We start from the raw sequence: 21,113 nt of genomic DNA, 5'->3' as shown, positions 1-21,113 counted from the left end.
GGATCTGGCGCAGGACCAATCGATTTCACGGATCGCGCCATGACCGCTTCGGCACCCTCATTTTTGACCATCCGCAAGCTTCAGGCCGGTATCGCCCTGCTGGCAGCGCTCCTGCTCGCCGGCTGCGCGACGACGACGGACAAGACAACGACGGGCTCAATCCCGAAGATGTCGAAGTCTGCCGACGACATGAGCCCTGGCGAGCTTTCAGGCAGCACGGCAGCGCTCGGCAAGGCCTACGACGCAAACCCGAGGAACCCCATTGTCGGCGTCAACTACGCCAATGCGTTGCGTGCCAGCGGTCGCAATGCCCAATCCCTCGCCGTCATGCAGCAGGTGGCAATCGCCAATCCCAGCGACCGCGGCGTGCTGGCTGCCTACGGCAAAGCACAGGCAGCGGCAGGGCAATTGAACGAGGCGCTCGCCACCATCGAGCGCGCCCAGACACCCGACCGACCAGACTGGCGGCTGGTCTCAGCGCAGGGCGCTATCCTCGATCAGCTTGGCCGCGCCACCGAAGCCAGGGGCAAATATCGCGATGCATTGGACCTGCAACCGAACGAGCCCTCGATCCTATCCAATCTCGGCATGTCCTATGTCCTGACCGGAGACCTGAAGACGGCCGAGACCTATCTGCGCTCAGCGGTCGCCCAGCCGACTGCCGACAGTCGCGTCCGACAAAACCTCGCGCTTGTCGTCGGCCTCCAGGGGCGCTTTCCCGAGGCCGAGCAGATCGCCCGGTCGGAACTGACGCAGCAGCAGGCCAATGCCAACGTCAATTACCTGCGCACCATGCTCGCCCAGCAGAACTCCTGGCAGAAGCTCGCCAGCAAGGACGGCGCCCCCAGAACCGTCAACTGACGGACTCCGCTTATCCTGCCTCCACGACAGACACCAATACGCTCCTGCGGACACAGATGCTGAAAGATCAGTTGTGGAACCGGTCCATGACCTGCAGGATGGCCGGTCCGAGGATGACCGCGATCAACACCGGCAGGAAGAAGACAATCATCGGCACGGTCAATTTCGGCGGCAGCGCGGCGGCCTTCTTTTCGGCGTCGTTCATCCGGTCGTCACGCCCTTCCTGGGCAAGCACGCGCAAGGCCTGGGCAACAGGAGTGCCGTAGCGCTCGGCCTGGATCAGCGCCTGGGTGACCGATTTGACATTCTCCAACTGCGTGCGGACAGCCAGGTTGTCGAGTGCGGTACGGCGGTCCTGAAGGAACGACAGTTCCGCGTTGGTCAGCACCATTTCCTCGGCGAGCTCCGGCGATTGCTCCGCAAGCTCCTCCGAGACGCGGCGCATGCCGGCTTCCACCGAAATTCCCGACTCGACGCAGATCAGCATCAGGTCCAGCGCATCCGGCCACGCCCGCTTGATGGACTTCTGGCGTTTTCCCATGCGGTTCGAAACGTAGATGTTCGGCGCGTAAAAGCCGAGATACCCTACGCCTAGAACCGCAAGCACCCGGATCATGAAGCCCTTGCTCTCGAGATTTCCAAGACCGAAGACCCAGAAGCCTGCAAGAGCGAGGAACAGGAACGGCAGCAGGAAGCGCGCAACCAGGAATGTGTTCAAGGCATTTTCGGAGCGTAGCCCTGCAGCCCGCAGGCGATTGACGGTGTTGGCGTCGACCAGCGCCTCTTTGAGATTGAAGCGCTCTGCGATGTTGCGGACCGACTGATTGTTCTGGTTGCGAAGCGTTGCTTTGCCGCCGTCGTTCATCCGCGCTCTTTCGCGGGCGCGGATCTGGTCGCGCTCGGTCGAGACTGCCTTCATGCGCTTGTTCAGGTCGCCTCGCTCGAAATAGGGCATGGCCAGCGTGTAGAACGTCGCGAACACCGCAATCGAAACCACGACCGCAAGGATCAGGCTGGGATCGGTCAACTGGCTGGCAATGTCGGACATGGTGTCAACCTTCGGTCAGATATCGAAATTGATCATTTGGCGCATGAAGAAAATCCCCACACTCATCCAAATTCCAGCGCCGATCAGGATAAGATGGCCACGCGGATCAGTGAACAGGACCATTATGTACTGCGGCGACGTCAGGTAGACGAGCGTCGCGACGATAAACGGCAGGGCGCCGATGATACAGGCGGATGCCTTGGCTTCCATGGATAGGGCCTGCACCTTGGCCTTCATCTTCTTGCGTTCTCGAAGAACACGAGCAAGATTTCCGAGCGCTTCCGAAAGGTTGCCGCCGGACTGCGACTGGATTGCAATCACAATGGCGAAGAAGTTGACCTCCTGCAGCGGCAGTCCGACAGCCATGCGGGCGCAGGCATCCGCCATGCTGAGACCGACCTGCTGGGCCTCCACCAATTGGCGAAACTCCGTCTTCACCGGCTCGCGCGCATCGGCTGACACAAGACGGATCGCGTCGTTGAGCGGCAGGCCGGAACGTAGCGAGCGGGTGATCACATCGAGCGCATTGGGAAACTCGTTGAGGAACTTGTTCTGCCGGCGCTTGACGAGAAAGCCGATGATCCACCTGGGCAGCCCGACACCGGCGGTAAACGGCAATCCCAGCACGATCGCCAGCGGGGCGCCCAGGATGAAGGCGGCAAGCATGACGACAAGAGCAAAAAGAGCGCTGAACAAATAGAAGCGACCGATGGTGATCGGCAGGCCTGTTTGAGCCAGTCGGGCTTTTAGGGACTGTGATTTCTTGCTTTTTTCCAGATTTCTCTTTTCGAGGTCTTTCAGCGAATCCTGCACTGACTTGCGGCGCTTCGACAGCTCCTGGACGCGATCACGCGCCGCGCTGATCTTGTTCACGTCGCTCTCTGAAGACTTGACGCGACTGACGCGACCCGCCGTCTTCTTGTCGGTTTCCATCCGCGAAAACAGGACGCTATAGCTCAGCGCAGCCGCCGACACGGCTGCAAGCAGCACGATGAGGAGGACGGTGGAATCAATACCGAACATCGGTCAAACCCTACTTCGATTGTTTTTCCATCTCGTCGAGCACCGCTGCCAATCGCTTTTCCTCATTGTAGTAACGGGCGCGATCCCAGAAATGCGGCTTACCGATGCCGGTCGACACGTGGCGACCGACGATGCGGCCATTGGCGTCTTCGCCTTCGATTTCGTAGCGCATCAGATCCTGGGTGATGATGACGTCACCCTCCATCCCGATAACCTCTGTGATCTGGGTGATGCGGCGGGATCCGTCTCTCAAGCGCGCTGCCTGGATGATAACGTCGACGGAGCCGGCGATGATTTCGCGCACCGTCTTTGCAGGCAAGGTGAAGCCGCCCATTGCGATCATCGACTCGATACGGCTCAGGCATTCACGAGGCGTATTCGAGTGGATCGTTCCCATGGATCCGTCATGGCCGGTGTTCATCGCCTGCAAAAGGTCGAACACCTCAGGCCCGCGCACTTCGCCGACGATGATCCGCTCGGGGCGCATGCGCAGGCAGTTCTTGACGAGGTCGCGCATGGTGATCTCGCCCTCGCCTTCGATATTCGGCGGGCGCGTTTCGAGGCGCACCACGTGCGGCTGTTGCAATTGCAGTTCTGCTGTGTCTTCGCAGGTGATGATCCGCTCGTCTTCGTCGATGTAACGCGTCAGGCAGTTGAGCAGCGTCGTCTTGCCCGAGCCGGTACCGCCAGAGATGACCACATTGCAGCGAACCCGACCGATGATCTGCAGGATAGTGGCGCCTTCCGGCGTGATCGCACCGAAGCGGACGAGCTGGTCGAGCGTCAACTTGTCCTTCTTGAATTTACGGATTGTCAGAACCGGGCCATCGATCGCCAGCGGCGGCGCGATGACGTTGACACGCGATCCATCCGGCAGCCGCGCATCGCAAATGGGGCTGGATTCATCGACGCGACGGCCGACTTGGCTGACGATACGCTGGCAGATCGACAGCAGCTGGCTGTTGTCGCGAAAGCGGATTTCCGATTCGATCGTCTTGCCGCCAACTTCGATAAAGGTCTGGCCGGAACCGTTGACCATGATGTCGGAAATATCGTCGCGGGCCAGCAGCGGCTCGAGCGGACCGTACCCTAGTACGTCGTTGCAGATGTCATCGAGCAGCTCTTCCTGCTCGGAGATCGACATCGCAAAATTCTTGATCGTGATGATGTCGTTGACGATGTCGCGAATTTCCTCACGCGCGCTCTCACCATCGAGCTTAGAGAGCTGGGACAGGTCTATGGTGTCGATCAAAGCGCCGAAGACCTGCGCCTTGGTATCGTAGTATTCCTCTGTGCGCTGCGGGCGCCGGCGTTGCGGAGTCTGGATCGGTGGTGGCGCCACCTGCTGACGCTGCGTGTTTTCGCGGGACGGCTCCATCAGCACTGTAGAGGCCGAAACTGCGGCGGTCGACGTACGCGGCTGCAGCGGCGCGGGCGCGCCTTCGCCTTTTCCAAACCCATCGTTTCCGCGCTTACCAAACATGGTCGTTCCAATTCTTCTCGGTCGTCGTCTTATTTGCGCGTCAGAAGACCCATCAGGCCTCCCTTGCGGGACTTCTTCATTGCGATGCGGCCGGTAACGATGTGGGAGATCTGGGAGAATGTCTCTGCGATCGGCGACTTTGCGTCGACCTCCGAAATCATCCGGCCGCTGTTCGCCGCATTGCCGAACAGGGCTACGTCAAATGGAATGATGGCTATCGGATCAACTTCCAGCGGCTCGCAAAATTCCGAGATGCCGATTTCCGGCCTTTTCGGCATGCCTACCTGGTTGAGGATCAAATGCGGGACCTTGTCGTTCGGCCGCATCTTGCGCAATGCATCCAGCATGTTCTTGGCGTTGCGAAGATTTGCGAGGTCTGGCATGGCGCAAATCACCACGTCGTCGACACTCGAAAGCACAGCCCGGGTCCATTCCGACCACATGTGCGGCATGTCCAGGACTGTCACCGGCGCGCTTCGCTGCAACACATCCAGCACGGGCTGGAAGGCATGGCCTTCGAAATCATAGGCACGGTCGAGCATCGACGGCGCGGCTAGCAGCGACAAGTGGGTCGAGCACTTCGTCAGCAGGCGATCAAGGAAGACCTCGTCCAGACGGTCGGGCGCAAAAACCGCCTCGGCTATTCCCTGGGCCGGATCCTGATCGAAATCGATGTTTGCCGTACCGAAAGGGAGATCAAGGTCTGCCAGAATAGTCTCGGTGGAGAACAGGTTGGAGATGCCGAAAGCGCAGTTATGAGCAATCGTCGAAGCCCCGACTCCGCCCTTTGCGCCAATGAATGCGATGCTGCGGCCGATCGGCTCCGCATCTGGATCGATGAAGATCGTCGACATCGCCGCCATCAGGTCAGACATCGACACTGGCTGGACCATATATTCCGAGATGCCGTTGCGCATCAGTTCGCGATAGAGCGTGATGTCGTTGTGGTAGCCGACGATGACGACCTTGGTGCTGGGGTCGCAGACGGCAGCAACCGGGGCGAGATCGGTCAGGATGGATGCCGGCGGAGAGCGGGTCTCGATAATGATCAGGTTCGGCGTCGGGGCGCTGGAAAACATGTTCGCCGCAGCCGCAGCGCCGCCGCTGGTGATACGCAGGCTGACCTTTGCCATGCGCCGGTCGTTGCCAAAACGCTCCATCAGCTGCTGCAGCGATTCGCTCTCGCAAAACGCGTGCACGGAGATGCGCGGAAGAGGACGCATGCTCTCGAGATCGCCGGTGCGGGGACTGGCCCCATCCACCTTCTCCATCTGGATATCGTAATCGATCGCGCTCATGGTCTTGTCCTGTCGTGTTTCCCGGTCAGAGCCGCCAGCCCGAAGATCATCCGCCGCTACCACTGAAGCCGCCTATCGACGACGAACTCGTCGGGGTGGAGCCGCTGCGATAGCTGTCGATCACCTTGCCGCGCTGTTCCGCATCGATAGGTGTCTGCGCCCTCGGCGCAACGAGATCGGTAGGGTTGGCTACCTGTGCCGCCAGGTTGCTTTGAGACGCACAGCCGAAATTGTAGTAATTCTGGTTGTCGAACGGTTTGTCCGCCAGGTCCTCAGGCCACTGCCCGCAGGCGTTCGTAACCGCTGTGGTGGCCATGAAATGCAGCCGGATCGGCGCCGCGTCGCCTGCTCCTCCGGCAGGATAGAAGCTATCAGCGATGCGCCGGGACGGGATGCCGCTGGCCACCAGTTCCTGGCGAACCTGATGGCGCACGTCGGCAATCGCCTGACTGTTCATTGCGCCCTGCGGCGTCATGATCTCGACAGTGCCGGTAGCATGGGCTTTGTAGTCCTGAGCGAAGCCGCGGATCATATCCCGCGTGCCCTGGGTGAGGCGCCGATCGCTAGCGGCAACCGGAATGTCGACATTATGTTCGGCCTGGGTCAGGACGATGGGATGACGTTGGCGGTAATCGTCGTGGACAGAGCCGGTCGTCATGTCGTCATGGTTGGCGCAGCCGGCGAGGATGGCGACCAGCAGTGCCGCGGACGCCACCCTCAGGCGGCTTGCGTTCAGAACATGCAGTCGGGTGCGGGACATGGCGACATCTCTCTCGGCGTTGGTTGACTGGCGGATCGTCATCACGCGCCCCTACTTGTAGATGAAGCCGACGGAGCCATGAAACTCAGCATCCGCGACGGGAGTGTCACGGCGGCCATAGACCTTGTTGACACGGTTGAGGAAGAAGGCCCCTGCATCGTTGGCGGGCGAGAAATTATCGTCCGGACGTGACAGCGCATTGCGAGCAACGGGACGTACGAGATAGGGCGTGGCGATGATCACCAGTTCGCTTTCGTCTCGCTCGACACTTTTCTGCCGGAACAGGGCGCCGAGGATTGGAATCTTAGATGCACCTGGAGTGCCGTTGGTGATCTGCTGGATGTTGTCGCTCAGCAAGCCGGCAAGCGCGATGGAGCCGCCGGAGGGCAACTCTACAGACGTATCAGCGGCGCGCTGATTGTAGGTCGCTGTACCGGCCGTTCCGACCGGTTCGGAAACCTGGGTGTTGATGTGCAGGCTGATGCGACCGGCAGAGAGCACCACGGGCGTGAACGAGAGGCTGATGCCGTAGGTGTAAGGGGTGATCGTGACCTTGCCATCGCTGTCAGTCGAGGAATAGAGCGTCTGGCCACCAGAATTGAAGGTGGCTGCCTGCCCGGAAATTGCCGTCAGCGTCGGCTCTGCCAAGGTGCGAATGGCCTTGGCCTGCTCCAAAGCGTTCATGTAGGTCGAGATATCATACTTCCCGATCGCGCCCTTGAACAACGCAGAGAGGCCACCGCCGCTTGTCGATGTCGATGCATCCGAGCCCGCGACTCCCAGCTGGGCGACTGCAAGGCCGGACGAGTTTCCGACGAGGTTATCGAAGCCGATCTGCTTGAGAACACTCCGCTTGATCTCAGCAACGGTAACTTTCAGCGTCACCTGGTCTTCACCATCGATCTGCAAAAAGTTCTTGATCGAGGACGTCTGCCGATTTTCAGCGAAAATTGCCACTGCGCTGCTGGACCCGCTGCCGCTAGCGGTCGTGTTTCGGGTCGTTGCTTCGCCACCCTTGAGGAAGGCCTGCGCAAGGTCGACGGCGCGCGACGAATCCATCGGCGTGCGGACGGTGCCGGTCAGGACGATGTTGTCGGAGACGATTTCAACGTGGATATCCGAGTCTGGAATGAAGCGCTTGAGATTGGCCTGCAGACCGGTGATGTCGCGCTCGATGGAGATGTCGAGGGTCGCAACTTCTTCACCGTTGGCGCCGAACACGAAGATGTTTGTCTGGCCAACTGTCTTGCCGAACAGGTAGATGCGGCGCGAGGTACGTGTCACCGCATCGGCCATCGTCGGGTCGGAGACGAGGATGTCATGGGCATCGGCAGGCAGATCGACGACCAATGCCTTGTTGAGACCGAGATTCAGCCGCTTGTGGTTACCGATCCCGGCGATGGTCACGATGCTGTCGGACGTCTCGGCCAGAGCTTCGTCTACCGACAGGAAGTGAGGCACGATTTGCAGGGGCAGGCCGCCGAACGCGACAGAGAATGCGAGCAGCGCCGAGAGCGAACGGCTAGTCCCTGGTTTAGTCATCCGCATGGTCGCGCCCTTTTTCATTGTACCTTGATCGCCGCGCCGCTTGGGACGATGGCTCCGGATTTGATGACCTGCACGACGGACGCACCACTGTCTCCGGACAACAGGTAGTCGGCAGCGCCCGTATCGGGCTCCTGCGCATCTGCGACGGAGCGCAGGGCCATGGACAATTTGTCAGCCATCTGCTGTGCCGTCGCCAGCACCTTCGCCTGATCGGGGGTCAGTTCCAGCGTGGCGGTCGCACCGACGGCTGACTTCGAGCCATCAGGCTTCTGCTCGATCTGCTGGTCGATGGCGAGCACGCGCACGTTGCTCAAAATCGTCTCTGTCTGAAACTTGGCAGCATCGCCCTTGCGGACCATCAGAATGTCGACGCGGTCGTTGGGAAGAATAAAGCCACCGGCGCCTGTCGCGACCGAGATTTCCGTCGCCACGGCCCGTTTACCGGCAGGCAGAAGCGAGGACAGAATACGGCTGTTGGAATCGGCGACCTTTTCCTCGCGGATCGGTTCGCCTTCGAAGATCGGCAATCGGACAACTGCGCCGAGCATGTCTTTCAACGCATCGGGACGGTCCGTCTCCGTGATGACGCCCTTGACCACACCCGCCTGCGGCCAGTCCATCCAGCGGATCGAGCTATCGTTCAAACGTGAGCCGATAGGCAAATTGGCGGCTGCGACCAGAACCTTGACGGAGGGTTCCCTCTGCATCACCGCTGCAACTTCCGGAACGACATTGCGACCGCCCGCAAGGCGCATTGCCAGTACGCCGGCAAGACCTGCCGCGCCAACTGCAACAACGAGAATGATCAGGCGAGCGGGTTTCATTATCCATCCTTGGGAACAAGACTGTTCACGAGCAAGGATGCACCGCAATTGGTATACTTATGGTTAATGAATGACTTACAACTTAGCTTAAGAAGTCATGAATACAGACTACCCTCCAATCCCGACATCAGGACTGATTGAGTGCGGCCAGGAACAGGGGAGAGGACGGGAAAGCGAGGAAGCCGCCGATACCTATGGCGATGCCATAGGGTATCTTTTTAGCATGCGTCAGGGATTGGGGTATCGACATACCGATGACGGAAAGGATGTCGGCACGGGCGCGCATGGCGAAGATCAGCATTGTCATGAGGCCGCCAACGACACTGACATATATGGCAAATTCCAGAAGAGACTGATCGAAGCCGAACCACAAGGCGGCGGCGCTCAGGAGCTTGGCATCGCCCCCGCCCATGATGTTGAGCGCGAAGAAGCTAAAGCAAACGGCAAAGACAATCAGCGCACCAAGAAAATGCATTCCGATATCCGTCAGCGGCAGGCCCGTGAAGGGAGCGACCAGCAGAAATGTGCCGACGAGGATGACGGAAACCCGATTTGGGATCGTCATCGTGAAAAGATCTGAGAACGCAGCAACCGCCATGCAAAGCGGAAAAATCAAGAAAATTGCGGCACCGATCATCGTCTTCTCCGAGAATTCGCTGTGATAGTAACAGCCATTGCCTAAGGAAGAATGACCGGTCTACGAAGTCGAAGATTACGAAAAGCCGCCCTCCGGAAGAAGGCGGCTTTCTGTTTGGCCAGTTTGACTCGATATCAGCAAGCGACGTTGGCGCCGGCAGTGCAATGGATCTTCGTTGCAATGGTGGCGAACTGGTTGTTCAAGGCACCGCCGAGGGTGGTTGCGCCGGCGATCAGGGCTACGGAGATCAGAGCAGCGATCAAGCCGTATTCAATTGCAGTCGCACCGGATTCGTCTTTCAAGAAACGCGCGAAAAGCTTGGTCATGGAAACTCCTACTCCACATGTTGACAGCAAGTCCGCCAACTGTTTGCCGTTGATCGGATGAGAGGAAATTACCGAATGGCTGTTTCGATCGACTTAAAAAAAATAGTAAATAAAATGATAATAAGCTTTCGCGATTGCGGTAGTTAACGAAGAGAGCGAATAACGCATAGTATTGTTTCGAGTCATAGACTGCAACCCAGTAACAGCCACAGACATGTCACAGAGTAAAACAGGAGGCTTCTTATGGCACATGGACGCGTCTCCCGAGATCCCATTTCTACACATATCGGGTATTCACCACTTATGAAATGGAGCTTTATTTGACGTATTAACGCTTAGTTTACTAATACTTTTCATTCTATCACGTACCAGCACCGAGAATTCGCCCGAGAGGCCCCCTTCATGTTCCAGCAAGGCAGATCCGTTTTATTCGGCTGCATCGTCGCAGCTACAGGTCTCGTGCCAGAGATCTCCCTGGCCGGGGATAACATGCTGCGGGTGTTCATGGATCATGCGCGCATTCTGAGGCTGGATCGCCCGGTCAGCAAAGTGATAATCGGAAACTCGCAGGTGGCCGATGCGACAGTCGCAGACCCGAAGACGATCGTTTTGACAGGTCGCAGTTTCGGCACGACAAACATCGTTCTTCTCGACTCCGACGGCAACGCTATTGTCGACGAGCGTATTCTTGTCTCGATCGACGAAGGCAATACGGTGCGCGTCTACCGCCAGACAGAGCGCTCCGTTCTTTCCTGCACACCGAACTGCGAGGTTCACGCTCAGCAGAACAGCGCTGCCGCGCCAGCTGCCGCCACGCCATAGACGATGTTTCACCACTGGCACTTTAAAAGAAAACGCAACGGAATATCAATTAAATGCGCCTAGGGTCTGCGCAGCAGTACAAGCGTGGAAATCATTATGACGGTGGATGGGCAGGATAGAGGTGACACCGCGCTCGGGCGGCGGCCTTTTCTGATGCGTCTACAAGGCATTCTGCGCTCGAAAGATGGGGCGACTGCGGTCGAGTTCGCCCTCTTGGCCGTCCCCTACTTCATCATCATCTTTGCAATTATCGAGACATTCGTCGCCTTTACTGCCGAACAGCTGGTGGTGAATGCCACAGATACGCTGTCGAGAAAACTTCGCACCGGCCAGATTACCTACGCGATGGGACGCACCGCGACCGACATGGATCAAACAAAGTTTCGGACTGCATTCTGTGCCGAGATTGCCATCATGATCAGCTGCTCCCCGAGCGAGATCGCCACACCGGCGAAATTGTATCTTGATGTCGAGACGTACACGTCCTTCGCCGACATTCCGGTGAAAATTCCTCGTGTCTCCACTGCTGCGTACGCCGACATAGATCCGTCGGGCTTCAAATTTGCGCCAGGCGGCCCGAGTTCCATCAACATGGTGCGCGCTTACTATCGCTGGAAGATTACCACCGACATCGTGCGGCCTTATATCACCACTATCCGACCGGCCAACGGCTCGATGCCGACCGATTTCCTGATTGTCGCCACAACGGCCTTTCAAAATGAGAAATACCCTTGAGCGCCCCGAAGCCACATCTGCACAGCTACGGGGTGCGCCAGACGCTACAACGAGCGCTCGATAGTCGTGTTGTGCGCCTCGGTTTACGTCTGGTGCGCGACGAAGGCGGCGTTGGCGCAATCGAATTCGCCATACTCGTTCCGGTCCTGCTGCTTCTGTACCTCGGCGCGCTGCAGACGACGGTTGCGCTCAGCATCGCTCAGCGAACGAGCCGGGCGGCAGGAACTGTCGCCGATATTGTTACGCAGCAGTCGACGGTATCGAAATCTATCCTCTCGACCATGCCATCCGTCGCCAATGCGATCTTTGTGCCTTACACCATTGCCGGCATGACCCTGAAGATCACCGGCATACAAATCGATGCCAGCAGCAAGGCTACGGTGCTTTGGTCGTGGGAGCAGGACGGGACGACTGCCTATGCGGTCAGCAGTACTGTGACGGGGGTGCCGACCGCACTCAACAAACCAAATTCGTTCCTTGTGAGGACCGAACTTGCCGTGCCATATACGCTCATCAGCTTTGGTCCGAACTTCCTACCGGCGGGCATGAATTCGATCACCATGCAGCGGCAATACTTCTACCGCCAGCGGACCGGCACTTCGATCAAGTGCGACGATTGCTGATGCGCTGACGACGAGAACCCGCCGAAATTGCCAAGTGCCTACTGCCACTATATGGGTACTCGCCTGCAAGCCGCCGGAAGATCCGTCGCGGATACTGATCGTCTATGTCGGGTAGCTCATGGCGCGCGCTTTTCTCTTCGTTCTTGATTCCTTCGGCGTCGGCGGTGGCCCGGACGCAGCATCCTACGGCGACCAGGGCGCCGATACGCTTGGCCATATTGCCGAGTTTTGCGCCGCAGGAGCGGCAGACCGTGCAGGCCTTCGCGCGGGTCCGCTGGCACTTCCCAACATGTCGGCACTGGGGCTGATGCAGATCGCCAAGAGTGCGGCTGGTGCCTACCCCGCCGGAATGACGATGCCGGAACGCATCTATGGTCTTTACGGATGCGCCAATGAAGTGTCGCGCGGCAAGGACACGCCCTCCGGTCATTGGGAAATCGCCGGCACGCCCGTGACCTTCGACTGGGGCTATTTTCCAGCGGAGGGCGACGCCTTTCCCCCGGAATTCGTCGCGAGCTTCTGCCGTGCTGCCGAAATCCCCGGCATTCTCGGCAATTGCCACGCATCCGGAACCGACATCATTGCCCGCTATGGCGAAGAGCATATGCGGACCGGCAGGCCCATCTGCTATACGTCCTCGGATTCAGTATTCCAGATAGCCGCGCACGAGGCGAGTTTCGGGCTCGATCGCCTGCTGCATGTGTGCCGCATCGCCCGGGCGCTGCTCGATGAATTCAATATCGGGCGTGTCATTGCCAGACCGTTCGTCGGCAGTACGGCTGCAAATTTCGAGCGCACCGGTAGCCGTCGTGATTTTTCCGTCCTGCCGCCGGAGCCGACGCTGCTGGATCGGCTGGTCGCCGGTGGCAGAAAAGTCCATGCGATCGGCAAGATCGGCGATATCTTTGCCCATCAAGGTATTTCGACGGAGGTCAAGGCAAACGGCAACGACGCTTTGATGGACGCATCGCTGAAGGCCATGGAATATGCCGAGGACGGCGATCTTGTGTTCACCAACTTCGTCGATTTCGACATGGTCTATGGTCACCGTCGCGATGTCGCCGGCTACGCGGCCGCACTCGAGGCATTCGATGCGCGTCTTCCGGAAGTGCATCGCAAGCTCAAGGCAGGCGATCTGGTGATCCTGACCGCCGACCATGGCTGCGATCCTACCTGGCGTGGCACCGACCATACGCGTGAACGTGTGCCGATCATCGCCTACGGGCCCGGCCTCCGCTCGCGTGCCATCGGCATTCGGCAAAGCTTTGCCGATATCGGCGAGACCGTCGCTGCCCATCTCGGCATTGCCGCTGGACCCTACGGGAGGAGCTTCCTGTGACTTCGCACCTGAAAAAGATCGAGCTTCACTGCCACCTCGAGGGTGCCGCTCCGCCGAGCCTGACGGCAGAGCAAGCGCTGAAATACGGCGTCGATACCAGCGGCTTCCTGCGCGATGGTTCCTATCTCTGGAATGATTTCGCGGAATTTATCGTCGCCTACGACCAGGTCGCGTCAGTCTACCGCACAGTGGAAGACTATGCCCTGCTGACCGAGACTTATCTCGACGAGTTGGCGGCCATCGGAACTATCTACAGCGAGTTGATCGTATCTCCTGACCACGGCGACCGCATCGGCCTTGGTGCAGATGCCTATATTGCCGGAGTATCGGCCGGCATTCACGCGGCAAAGGCGAGAACGGGGATCGAGGCGCGGTTGATCGTCACCGGGGAACGGCACTTCGGGCCTGAGCGCGTCATCAAGGCTGCGGAATATGCCGCACGGAGCGACAATCCGCTGATTACCGGTTTCAACATGGCAGGTGAAGAGCGCATGGGGCGTGTTGCCGATTACGCCCGGGCCTTCGATATCGCGCGCGACGCGGGCCTTGGCCTGACGATCCACGCCGGCGAAGTCTGTGGCGCCTTCAGCGTGTCGGATGCCCTCGATCTCGTTCGCCCGAGCCGCATCGGCCACGGCGTTCGCGCGGTCGAGGATAGCGAGCTTGTCAGGCGTCTGGCGGATCTCGGTACAGTCCTCGAGGTCTGCCCCCGCTCCAACATCGCACTGAATGTCTTTCCCGACTTCAAATCGCATCCGCTACGCCGTTTGAAGGAGGCGGGGGTCCGCGTCACAATCAGCTCCGACGATCCGCCGTTTTTCAAGACGTCGCTGGAGCGCGAATATGCGCTGGCGAGTTTGGCATTCGGCTTCAGCGAGGCCGAGATCAACGCGATGACCCGCACCGGTCTGGAAGCAGCCTTTGTCGACGAGGAGACACGTTCAAGGCTGCTAGCGATGATTTGACCACGTCGGCGATCAGAGACTGGGGATGCCTGGAACCGAATCGCCACGTTCTCTTGCGGTGAGGGCAACTTCCGTGGAAGAACAGGCTTTATTCTGAAATCCAAGCGGAAGGCTGAAATCATGGACGGCGTTACGGTTATCAATCACCCGCTTGTGCAGCACAAACTCACTATCATGCGGCGCAAGGACACCTCGACCGGCAGCTTTCGACGCCTGTTGCGCGAGATTTCGACACTGCTCTGCTATGAAGTCACACGCGACCTAGAACTGACGATGGAAACCATCGAGACGCCATTGCAGGAGATGGAATCGCCGATCCTCGAAGGCAAGAAGCTCGTCTTCGCGTCGATCCTGCGTGCCGGCAATGGCTTGCTCGAGGGTATGCTCGACCTCGTGCCTTCAGCACGTGTCTCGCATATCGGCGTCTATCGTGACCATGAGACGCTGCAGCCGGTGGAGTATTACTTCAAGGCGCCGGAAGATATTGCCGAACGACTGATCATTGTTGTAGATCCGATGCTGGCGACCGGTAATTCATCGATTGCAGCGATCGACAAGCTGAAGGAACGCGGCGCTCACAACATCCGCTTCCTCTGCCTGTTGGCCGCACCGGAAGGTCTGAAGAATTTCACCGACGCCCATCCCGATGTGCCTGTCTACACTGCGTCGATCGACAGTCACCTCAACGAAAAGGGCTATATCGTCCCTGGCCTTGGCGATGCCGGCGACAGGATGTATGGGACCAAATAGACTTCATACTTCCTTAACCTATACCTGTATTTGTGCGTTTCGTTTCTCAAATTCGCTCGATTACGCCAAGCGACGTTAGTAACTTGGCAGTAATCTTAAGATAAGGGTCACAGCACATCACGCCTCGCATGACGCCAGGTTTATACAGGAAGGATTCTTGTCGATGCTTGTACGGAGCCTCGTATTTGCTGGCGTTTTCGCCACGCTCGCCACCCAGGTGCCCTCGTTCTTCCAAACGAGCGGCGCCGCTCAAAATCCGGTACCATCCCTTCTCAGCATCTCCGCACCAGCACAACAGGCACTGGCAGTGGATACCCGCGGCAATGTACAGCTCAGGGCAGATGCGCAGGGTCACTACAGCGGAAATTTCAAGATCAACGGCAAGTCCGTGCAGGGCCTGATCGACACGGGCGCTACCTATGTGGCCCTGAACGAGACGACGGCCCGCCATCTCGGCTATGCAATGGCATCGCTCGACTTCCGCAATGCAGTTAACACCGCGAATGGCCAGACCAAAGCCGCCTATGTGCGCCTCGACCATATCGATATCGGCGGTATCCGCGTGCGTGACGTCGATGCCCTTGTCCTGAAGGATGAAGCGTTGAGTTCGACCCTTATAGGCGTCAGCTTTCTGAAGAAGCTGGCTTCCTACAGCGTCGAGGATGGCGCGCTCCGCCTTGAACAGTAAGCCTCTTCAGCCTGAAATGCGCGAGACGACGAGCGGCGCGTGATCGGGCCGTTCCTCGTCTATGCGGTATGTCGCTGAAACAACGGCAGCGGCCCTTTCGGCGGCGGACATCTCTGCGGCGTGGACGGTGGCGATGCGGTCACCCTTCCGGACGAATGACCCAAGCGGCAGCAAGTCGCTGAAACCGACGCGATGATCGATCTTATCCTCCGGCCGAAGACGACCGCCGCCGAGGGCTATGACCTCCATGCCGATAGCGCGGGCGTCGCAGCCTGCGAGCCAGCCATCGGAGGTGGCGAGAACGGCTCTCTGAACAGGCGAGCCAATGAGATAGGCGTCTGGCCGGTCCATGAGATCGGCCGGTCCGCCGAGGCCCTTGACCATCCGGGAAAATGCTTCTGCAGCCGTGCCGGACACCAGCGCTTTCCGCGCCAGATCCTTGCCGAGTTCAAGGCTGTCTGCCATTTTTGCGCCAACCAGCATCTCGGCGGCGAAAGCCAGTACCAGCAATTCAAGCCTCGTCCCTGTCTTATTTCCTTTCAGGCATTCGATTGCATTGCGCAGTTCCAACGCATTGCCGGCGGCGTCGGCCAGCGGTTCGTTCATGTCGGTGATCAAGGCCGAGGTTTGCAAACCGGCGCCGTTGGCGACTTCTACCAGCGAGCGAGCCAGCACTTCCGCCTCTTCCCTGGATGTCATGAAGGCGCCATTGCCGATCTTGACGTCGAGGACCAGCGTCTGGAGTCCGGCCGCAAGCTTCTTCGACAGGATCGAGGCCGTGATGAGAGGTACCGAATCGACGGTAGCCGTCACATCCCTGATTGCATAGAGGCGTCGGTCAGCGGGAGCGAGCGAAGCGGTCTGGCCGATGATCGCGCAGCCTGCCTCCTCGACCACCTTGCGAAAACGTGCCGAATCCGGCGTGATGTCGTATCCGGGGATCGATTCCAGCTTGTCCAGCGTGCCGCCGGTATGGCCGAGGCCACGACCGGAAATCATCGGCACGGCCAGGCCGCAGGCAGCGGCAACCGGCGCCAGCACCAGCGAGACGTTGTCACCGATGCCGCCGGTAGAATGCTTGTCTGCTATCGGCCTATCGATGCCCTTCCAGCTCAGGCTATCGCCTGAGTGGGCCATCGCCAGCGTCAGCGCCACCGTCTCGTCTCGCGACATGCCCTTGAACCATACGGCCATCGCGAAAGCACCGATCTGGCCTTCCGACAGTTCGCCGCGGGCAAGTGCACCGATAAAGCTGTCGATATCGGCGGCGCGCAGGGCTTCGCCGTCACGTTTCCGCCGGATGAACTCCTGCGGCATCATCTGTTAATAGCCGGCAGCGAGCGTGATCGGCGGACCGCCACTAAGGACTGACAGAATATCATCCAGCAGACCGGATGCACCGAAGCGGAACGTCGACGGCATGGCCCAGTCCGGTGCCATGATCGTCTCGGCAAGACGGAGGTAAAGAGCTGCCTCGGCAACCGAGCCGATGCCGCCGGCAGGCTTGAAACCGACCTTTCGGCCGCTGTCACGGATGGTTCGCAGCATGACATCCGCCGTCTCCAGCGTCGCATTGACGGCGACCTTGCCGGTCGATGTCTTGATGAAGTCGGCGCCGGCAGCGATCGCCAGTTCGCCGGCGCGCCGGATCAGGCCCGTGTCCTTCAATTCGCCAGTTTCGAGAATAACCTTGAGGAGAATGGGGCTCGTACATTCGGCACGAATTGACGCGACCATCTCGGTGACCGCCTGTTCGTCGCCGGCAATCAGCTTGCGATAGGGAATGACGAGGTCGATTTCGTCTGCGCCATCGGCAATTGCCTCCCGCGTTTCGGCGGCCACGTCGGCAACCTCCATGTCGCCTGCCGGAAAATTGACGACGGTGGCAATTTTCACCGCATGGTTCGTGCCAAGAATACTGCGGGCGCGGGTAACGAAGCGGGGCCAGATACAGATTGCCGCGCTATGGCCAAAGGGCGTCTGCGCGCGCGCACAAAGCGTGACGATCTGCGTATCCGTGCAATCGTCCTTCAGGTTCGTCAGATCAAGCAGGGAAAGTGCGAAAGCGGCCGTTTCCCGATACGTGTGGTCCGTCATATCTCATCTCCTCCACCGGCGATCATCTGCTTCAGGATCGCCGCGAGACGTGCGCCGCCGATCGGCGCCATATCCTTCGTCTCTTCATGACTGAGTTCGCCCCCGGTCATGCCGGCACCATAATTGGTGATGACGGATGCCGCCGCAACCCGCAGACCGAAGAAACGCGCCAGAATGACTTCCGGCACCGTCGACATTCCGACTGCATCGGCGCCCAAAACCCTAGCCATGCGGATCTCTGCAGGTGTTTCGAAGCTCGGCCCGGAGAACCACATGTAGACACCCTGCCCCAGCGGGATGTCGCATTTTTTGGCTGCGCTATGCATGCGCAACACCAGTTCGGCGTCATAAGCGCTGGTCATGCCGACGAATCGCTTGTCGCTGTCGACACCTATGAGCGGGTTCATGCCGGAATAATTGATGTGGTCGGTGATCTGCATAACCGCGCCCGGCGGAAGATCCTGCCGCAACGAACCGGCAGAATTTGTGAGGATCAACTCTTCGACGCCGAGACCGGCAAGGACCTCGATGGGCACGCGCATGGCGTTTGCGTCGCCCTTTTCATAGTAGTGGACACGACCGGAAAGCATGATCACCGGCTTGCCGCCCAGCGAGCCCGCAACGACTTCCCCGGCATGGCCGGAGACACCGCTGACCGGGAAACCCGGCAGATCGCCATAAGCAATCCGCACGACATCATCGAGTTCTTCGACGAGGGCTCCGAGGCCGGAACCAAGGATGATACCGGTACGCGGCGTCTGGCCACCCAGCCGGTCGCGCAAGAGACTGACAAGGGCGCCGGTCATCCGAGAATATCGGTCTCGAAGCTGAAGGGCAGGAGCTCCTCCATCGTCATGGTCTTCTGGACGCCGGCCTCGTCGCAGAGGTAGATTTTCGTGCCCTTGCCGGCAAACTCGGCGATTTTCTGGCGGCAACCGCCACAGGGTGGGCAGAGCGCAAGTTTCTCGGCGATTACCGCCATCTCGACGATCTTCCTGCCGCCGCCCATGATCATCATGCTGATGGCAGTCGGCTCGGCGCACCAGCCTTGCGGGAAGGAGATGTTCTCGATGTTGGCGCCGGCATAGACCTTGCCGTCATCAGCGAGAATGGCAGCGCCGACAGGGAACTTCGAATAGGGCACATGAGCATGTGTCATGGCCGCGCGGGCGGCTTCGAACAGATCGTGCGACATTCTATCGCTCCTTGGTATAGGGCACGCCACCGGCCTTCGGCGGACGGGCGACGCCAATGAAGCCGGCAAGCAGGATACATGTGAGGATGTAGGGCAAGGCCTGGAAAATCTGCACCGGCACCTGGCCGATCAGCGGCACGGACTTGCCCTGCATGAAGTTGGCGAAAGCATCGAGGAAGCCGAACAGCAGGCAGGCAAACATGACAGGCACAGGCTTCCACTTGGCGAAGATCAATGCTGCCAGAGCGATGTAACCCTTGCCGGCCGACATGTCCTTGATGAAGGCCGCAGACTGGGCAATCGACAGATAGGTGCCGGAAAAGCCGCAGAGAATGCCGGCGCAGATGACTGCGCGGTAGCGCAGCCAGCTCACCGAAATACCGGCCGTATCGACGGCACCGGGATTTTCACCGACGGCGCGCAGCCGCAATCCGAACCGGGTGCGATAGAGGATCCACCACGAGACCGGCACGGCCACGAAGGCGAGGTAGGTCAGGCTGTTGTTGCCGGACAGGACGTCAGCATAGAGCGGGCCTATCACCGGGACGCTGCGGATCTGATCGGCACCGGGCAGGATGATCGGCGAGAAACGGCCGTCGCCGGAAACCTGGGGCGTGCGGCCGCCCTGGCCGAACCACGCCTGGCCTAGGACGATAGTGATACCTGCGACAAAGAAGTTGAGGGCGACGCCCGACACGATCTGATTGCCCCGGTTGGTGATCGAGGCAAAGCCGTGCACGAGGCTGAGTGCGACCGAGGCGGTGATGCCGCCCGCCAGGCCGGCCCAGGCCGAGCCGGTAAGATAGGCAATGCAGGCGGCCGCAAAGGCAGAGGCCAGCATCTTTCCCTCAAGCCCGATATCGAACACGCCTGCCCGTTCGGAGAAAAGACCTGCCAGTGCCGTGAAAATCAGGGGAACCGAGAGACGGACGGTAGACCCGATGATGCTGATGAGGACGTCGTAATAGTCCATGATGCTATCCTCCCGTCCTGGCGATTTTTTGATAGATGCGCACCAGTGCCGGGCGGAACATATATTCCAGAGCACCGGCAAACAGGATGACGAGACCCTGGATGACCAGGATCATTTCGCGTGTGATGTTCGGCATGTCGAAAGAAAGCGCATCCCCACCCTGATAAAGGATGCCGAACAGCAGGGCTGCCAGGATGATGCCGACGGGATGATTGCGCCCCATCAGCGACACGGCGATACCGACGAAGCCGGCGCCACCGACGAACTCGACCTGCAGGCGCGCGGAGGCTCCCATCACTGGGTTGAGCGCCATCATACCAGCGAGACCGCCCGAGATCAGCATGGCGATGATGACCGTGCGGGCATAGGGAATGCCGGCGTAGATGGCAGCCGACGGGCTGATGCCGAGGGTCCGCATCTCGTAGCCAAGCTTTGTGCGCCAGATCAGCAGCCAGACGAGAAAACACATCACCAGTGCGATCAGGAAGGAGACATTGAAGGGTGCCGCGCCGATAGTGGAGCCGAACATCTCGATCAGCCATCCGAGCTTCGGCAGTTGTCCCCCTTCGAGGAAGGTGCGCGTTTCCGGCGCCATCTTTCCGGGCACGATGAGAATATGCGCGAGCAGATAGACCATAAGCGCCGAACAGATGTAGTTGAACATGATGGTCGTGATGACGATGTGGCTGCCACGCTTGGCCTGCAGCCAGGCAGGAATAAGGGCCCAGGCCGCGCCGAAGATCGCAGCACCCACCACCGCGAACGGCATGGTTACGTACCACGGCACATAGCGGTCGAGCGTCAGTGCCACCAGCGCACAGCCGAGGCCGCCGAAATAGGCCTGGCCCTCGGAGCCGATGTTGAACAAGCCGGTGTGGACGGCGACGGCGACGGACAGACCTGTGAAAATAAAGCTGGTCGCATAGAACAGCGTGAAGCCGATGCCCTCCCCATTTCCAAGAGCACCCTGAAGCAGCAGCACGAGGGCCTGTATGGGGTCCTCGCCGATTACCCAGACAACAATCCCGGAGATCAGGAAGGCAAGCAACAGGTTCATGACTGGAATCAGCCCGTAGGTGATCCAACTGGGGAGGCGGACGGATGCAGTACTCATTCAG

23 protein-coding genes are annotated in these 21,113 nt (G+C 59.4%); 8 read left to right on the top strand and 15 right to left on the bottom strand.

The features are described from left to right. Positions 1-39 precede the first annotated feature (39 nt). Positions 40-861: a tetratricopeptide repeat protein gene (locus PR017_RS16160; RefSeq protein ID WP_111215877.1), complete on the top strand. Its 822-nt coding sequence runs from the start codon at positions 40-42 to the stop codon at positions 859-861. A 67-nt stretch (positions 862-928) separates the two neighbouring features. On the opposite strand, the gene PR017_RS16155 is transcribed toward PR017_RS16160, so the two are convergent. The 9 genes from PR017_RS16155 to PR017_RS16115 all read right to left on the bottom strand — a co-directional run bounded on the left by PR017_RS16155 (position 929) and on the right by PR017_RS16115 (position 9,808). Then, on the bottom strand, positions 929-1,909 hold the full coding sequence (locus PR017_RS16155) for a type II secretion system F family protein (protein ID WP_111215875.1): 981 nt from the start codon (positions 1,907-1,909) through the stop codon (positions 929-931). A gap of 15 nt (positions 1,910-1,924) precedes the next feature. Then, positions 1,925-2,932, bottom strand: a complete 1,008-nt coding sequence (locus PR017_RS16150; protein ID WP_111215874.1) for a type II secretion system F family protein — start codon at positions 2,930-2,932, stop codon at positions 1,925-1,927. A 10-nt stretch (positions 2,933-2,942) separates the two neighbouring features. Further along, on the bottom strand, positions 2,943-4,415 hold the full coding sequence (locus tag PR017_RS16145; protein ID WP_111215872.1) for a TadA family conjugal transfer-associated ATPase: 1,473 nt from the start codon (positions 4,413-4,415) through the stop codon (positions 2,943-2,945). A gap of 29 nt (positions 4,416-4,444) precedes the next feature. Beyond that, positions 4,445-5,713, bottom strand: a complete 1,269-nt coding sequence (locus PR017_RS16140; RefSeq protein ID WP_111215870.1) for a CpaE/TadZ family protein — start codon at positions 5,711-5,713, stop codon at positions 4,445-4,447. A 46-nt stretch (positions 5,714-5,759) separates the two neighbouring features. Continuing rightward, positions 5,760-6,515 carry a CpaD family pilus assembly protein gene (locus tag PR017_RS16135; RefSeq protein WP_111215868.1) on the bottom strand — a complete coding sequence of 252 codons (756 nt, stop codon included), beginning with the start codon at positions 6,513-6,515 and terminating at the stop codon, positions 5,760-5,762. A 9-nt stretch (positions 6,516-6,524) separates the two neighbouring features. Further along, a complete protein-coding gene (locus tag PR017_RS16130; protein ID WP_425070005.1) occupies positions 6,525-8,039 on the bottom strand; it encodes a type II and III secretion system protein family protein in 1,515 nt (504 codons plus the stop codon). Further along, entirely contained in the window at positions 8,036-8,845 is an 810-nt protein-coding gene (cpaB, locus tag PR017_RS16125; protein ID WP_111215867.1) for a Flp pilus assembly protein CpaB, read from the bottom strand. Before cpaB ends, PR017_RS16130 begins: the two co-directional genes overlap by 4 nt. A 127-nt stretch (positions 8,846-8,972) precedes the next feature. Next, positions 8,973-9,443, bottom strand: a complete 471-nt coding sequence (locus tag PR017_RS16120; RefSeq protein ID WP_279619520.1) for an A24 family peptidase — start codon at positions 9,441-9,443, stop codon at positions 8,973-8,975. Between the two features lie 173 nt (positions 9,444-9,616). Next, the gene (locus PR017_RS16115; RefSeq protein WP_111215864.1) at positions 9,617-9,808 is read right to left on the bottom strand and encodes a Flp family type IVb pilin; all 192 of its coding nucleotides are present in this window, start codon (positions 9,806-9,808) and stop codon (positions 9,617-9,619) included. A 402-nt stretch (positions 9,809-10,210) separates the two neighbouring features. On the opposite strand from PR017_RS16115, the gene PR017_RS16110 reads away from it, so the two are divergent. From PR017_RS16110 to PR017_RS16080, 7 genes are all read left to right on the top strand, one after another. Next, positions 10,211-10,630, top strand: a complete 420-nt coding sequence (locus PR017_RS16110; RefSeq protein ID WP_111215862.1) for a pilus assembly protein N-terminal domain-containing protein — start codon at positions 10,211-10,213, stop codon at positions 10,628-10,630. A 96-nt stretch (positions 10,631-10,726) separates the two neighbouring features. After that, positions 10,727-11,365: a TadE/TadG family type IV pilus assembly protein gene (locus tag PR017_RS16105; protein ID WP_111215860.1), complete on the top strand. Its 639-nt coding sequence runs from the start codon at positions 10,727-10,729 to the stop codon at positions 11,363-11,365. Between the two features lie 71 nt (positions 11,366-11,436). Then, on the top strand, positions 11,437-11,988 hold the full coding sequence (locus PR017_RS16100; protein ID WP_111216873.1) for a TadE/TadG family type IV pilus assembly protein: 552 nt from the start codon (positions 11,437-11,439) through the stop codon (positions 11,986-11,988). Between the two features lie 118 nt (positions 11,989-12,106). Further along, the gene (locus PR017_RS16095) at positions 12,107-13,327 is read left to right on the top strand and encodes a phosphopentomutase (protein WP_111215858.1); all 1,221 of its coding nucleotides are present in this window, start codon (positions 12,107-12,109) and stop codon (positions 13,325-13,327) included. Then, entirely contained in the window at positions 13,324-14,292 is a 969-nt protein-coding gene (locus tag PR017_RS16090; RefSeq protein ID WP_111215856.1) for an adenosine deaminase, read from the top strand. Before PR017_RS16095 ends, PR017_RS16090 begins: the two co-directional genes overlap by 4 nt. Before the next feature lie 120 nt (positions 14,293-14,412). After that, positions 14,413-15,042, top strand: coding sequence for a uracil phosphoribosyltransferase (gene upp, locus PR017_RS16085; protein WP_111215855.1), 630 nt, complete (start codon positions 14,413-14,415; stop codon positions 15,040-15,042). 163 nt (positions 15,043-15,205) lie between these two features. Further along, the gene (locus PR017_RS16080) at positions 15,206-15,730 is read left to right on the top strand and encodes a TIGR02281 family clan AA aspartic protease (RefSeq protein WP_111216871.1); all 525 of its coding nucleotides are present in this window, start codon (positions 15,206-15,208) and stop codon (positions 15,728-15,730) included. 6 nt (positions 15,731-15,736) lie between these two features. Here PR017_RS16080 and deoA read toward each other — a convergent pair whose 3' ends face one another. Genes deoA through PR017_RS16050 form a run of 6 tightly spaced genes read right to left on the bottom strand, consistent with a single transcriptional unit; the run spans position 15,737 to position 21,109 of the window. Continuing rightward, the gene (gene deoA / locus PR017_RS16075; protein ID WP_111215853.1) at positions 15,737-17,050 is read right to left on the bottom strand and encodes a thymidine phosphorylase; all 1,314 of its coding nucleotides are present in this window, start codon (positions 17,048-17,050) and stop codon (positions 15,737-15,739) included. Between the two features lie 3 nt (positions 17,051-17,053). After that, the gene (gene deoC / locus PR017_RS16070) at positions 17,054-17,827 is read right to left on the bottom strand and encodes a deoxyribose-phosphate aldolase (protein WP_111215851.1); all 774 of its coding nucleotides are present in this window, start codon (positions 17,825-17,827) and stop codon (positions 17,054-17,056) included. Further along, entirely contained in the window at positions 17,824-18,633 is an 810-nt protein-coding gene (locus PR017_RS16065; RefSeq protein WP_111215849.1) for a purine-nucleoside phosphorylase, read from the bottom strand. The genes deoC and PR017_RS16065 overlap by 4 nt, the downstream gene beginning before the upstream one ends. Continuing rightward, positions 18,630-19,022 (bottom strand): cytidine deaminase, encoded by a 393-nt coding sequence (locus tag PR017_RS16060; RefSeq protein WP_111215847.1) that lies wholly within the window; start codon positions 19,020-19,022, stop codon positions 18,630-18,632. The genes PR017_RS16065 and PR017_RS16060 overlap by 4 nt, the downstream gene beginning before the upstream one ends. A 1-nt stretch (position 19,023) precedes the next feature. Further along, positions 19,024-19,995, bottom strand: a complete 972-nt coding sequence (locus PR017_RS16055) for an ABC transporter permease (RefSeq protein ID WP_111215846.1) — start codon at positions 19,993-19,995, stop codon at positions 19,024-19,026. Positions 19,996-19,999: 4 nt separating this feature from the next. Further along, the gene (locus PR017_RS16050; protein WP_111215844.1) at positions 20,000-21,109 is read right to left on the bottom strand and encodes an ABC transporter permease; all 1,110 of its coding nucleotides are present in this window, start codon (positions 21,107-21,109) and stop codon (positions 20,000-20,002) included. Positions 21,110-21,113 lie beyond the last annotated feature (4 nt).

Source organism: Rhizobium tumorigenes (assembly GCF_003240565.2).
Classification (GTDB): domain Bacteria; phylum Pseudomonadota; class Alphaproteobacteria; order Rhizobiales; family Rhizobiaceae; genus Rhizobium; species Rhizobium tumorigenes.
Note: the sequence above shows the minus strand (reverse complement) of the source record. Positions and strands in the feature narration are given on the sequence as shown.

What these genes read in the sequence shown, in the direction of transcription:
- PR017_RS16105 (WP_111215860.1), top strand. Translation starts at nt 10,727, where the DNA reads ATGACGGTGGATGGGCAGGATAGAGGTGACACCGCGCTCGGGCGGCGG.
- PR017_RS16055 (WP_111215846.1), bottom strand. Translation starts at nt 19,995, where the DNA reads ATGGACTATTACGACGTCCTCATCAGCATCATCGGGTCTACCGTCCGT.
- PR017_RS16150 (WP_111215874.1), bottom strand. Translation starts at nt 2,932, where the DNA reads ATGTTCGGTATTGATTCCACCGTCCTCCTCATCGTGCTGCTTGCAGCC.
- deoA (WP_111215853.1), bottom strand. Translation starts at nt 17,050, where the DNA reads ATGATGCCGCAGGAGTTCATCCGGCGGAAACGTGACGGCGAAGCCCTG.
- PR017_RS16135 (WP_111215868.1), bottom strand. Translation starts at nt 6,515, where the DNA reads ATGACGATCCGCCAGTCAACCAACGCCGAGAGAGATGTCGCCATGTCC.
- PR017_RS16050 (WP_111215844.1), bottom strand. Translation starts at nt 21,109, where the DNA reads ATGAGTACTGCATCCGTCCGCCTCCCCAGTTGGATCACCTACGGGCTG.
- upp (WP_111215855.1), top strand. Translation starts at nt 14,413, where the DNA reads ATGGACGGCGTTACGGTTATCAATCACCCGCTTGTGCAGCACAAACTC.
- PR017_RS16120 (WP_279619520.1), bottom strand. Translation starts at nt 9,443, where the DNA reads ATGGCGGTTGCTGCGTTCTCAGATCTTTTCACGATGACGATCCCAAAT.
- PR017_RS16155 (WP_111215875.1), bottom strand. Translation starts at nt 1,909, where the DNA reads ATGTCCGACATTGCCAGCCAGTTGACCGATCCCAGCCTGATCCTTGCG.
- PR017_RS16160 (WP_111215877.1), top strand. Translation starts at nt 40, where the DNA reads ATGACCGCTTCGGCACCCTCATTTTTGACCATCCGCAAGCTTCAGGCC.
- PR017_RS16145 (WP_111215872.1), bottom strand. Translation starts at nt 4,415, where the DNA reads ATGTTTGGTAAGCGCGGAAACGATGGGTTTGGAAAAGGCGAAGGCGCG.
- cpaB (WP_111215867.1), bottom strand. Translation starts at nt 8,845, where the DNA reads ATGAAACCCGCTCGCCTGATCATTCTCGTTGTTGCAGTTGGCGCGGCA.
- PR017_RS16130 (WP_425070005.1), bottom strand. Translation starts at nt 8,039, where the DNA reads ATGAAAAAGGGCGCGACCATGCGGATGACTAAACCAGGGACTAGCCGT.
- deoC (WP_111215851.1), bottom strand. Translation starts at nt 17,827, where the DNA reads ATGACGGACCACACGTATCGGGAAACGGCCGCTTTCGCACTTTCCCTG.
- PR017_RS16065 (WP_111215849.1), bottom strand. Translation starts at nt 18,633, where the DNA reads ATGACCGGCGCCCTTGTCAGTCTCTTGCGCGACCGGCTGGGTGGCCAG.
- PR017_RS16060 (WP_111215847.1), bottom strand. Translation starts at nt 19,022, where the DNA reads ATGTCGCACGATCTGTTCGAAGCCGCCCGCGCGGCCATGACACATGCT.
- PR017_RS16140 (WP_111215870.1), bottom strand. Translation starts at nt 5,713, where the DNA reads ATGAGCGCGATCGATTACGATATCCAGATGGAGAAGGTGGATGGGGCC.
- PR017_RS16080 (WP_111216871.1), top strand. Translation starts at nt 15,206, where the DNA reads ATGCTTGTACGGAGCCTCGTATTTGCTGGCGTTTTCGCCACGCTCGCC.
- PR017_RS16095 (WP_111215858.1), top strand. Translation starts at nt 12,107, where the DNA reads ATGGCGCGCGCTTTTCTCTTCGTTCTTGATTCCTTCGGCGTCGGCGGT.
- PR017_RS16110 (WP_111215862.1), top strand. Translation starts at nt 10,211, where the DNA reads ATGTTCCAGCAAGGCAGATCCGTTTTATTCGGCTGCATCGTCGCAGCT.
- PR017_RS16115 (WP_111215864.1), bottom strand. Translation starts at nt 9,808, where the DNA reads ATGACCAAGCTTTTCGCGCGTTTCTTGAAAGACGAATCCGGTGCGACT.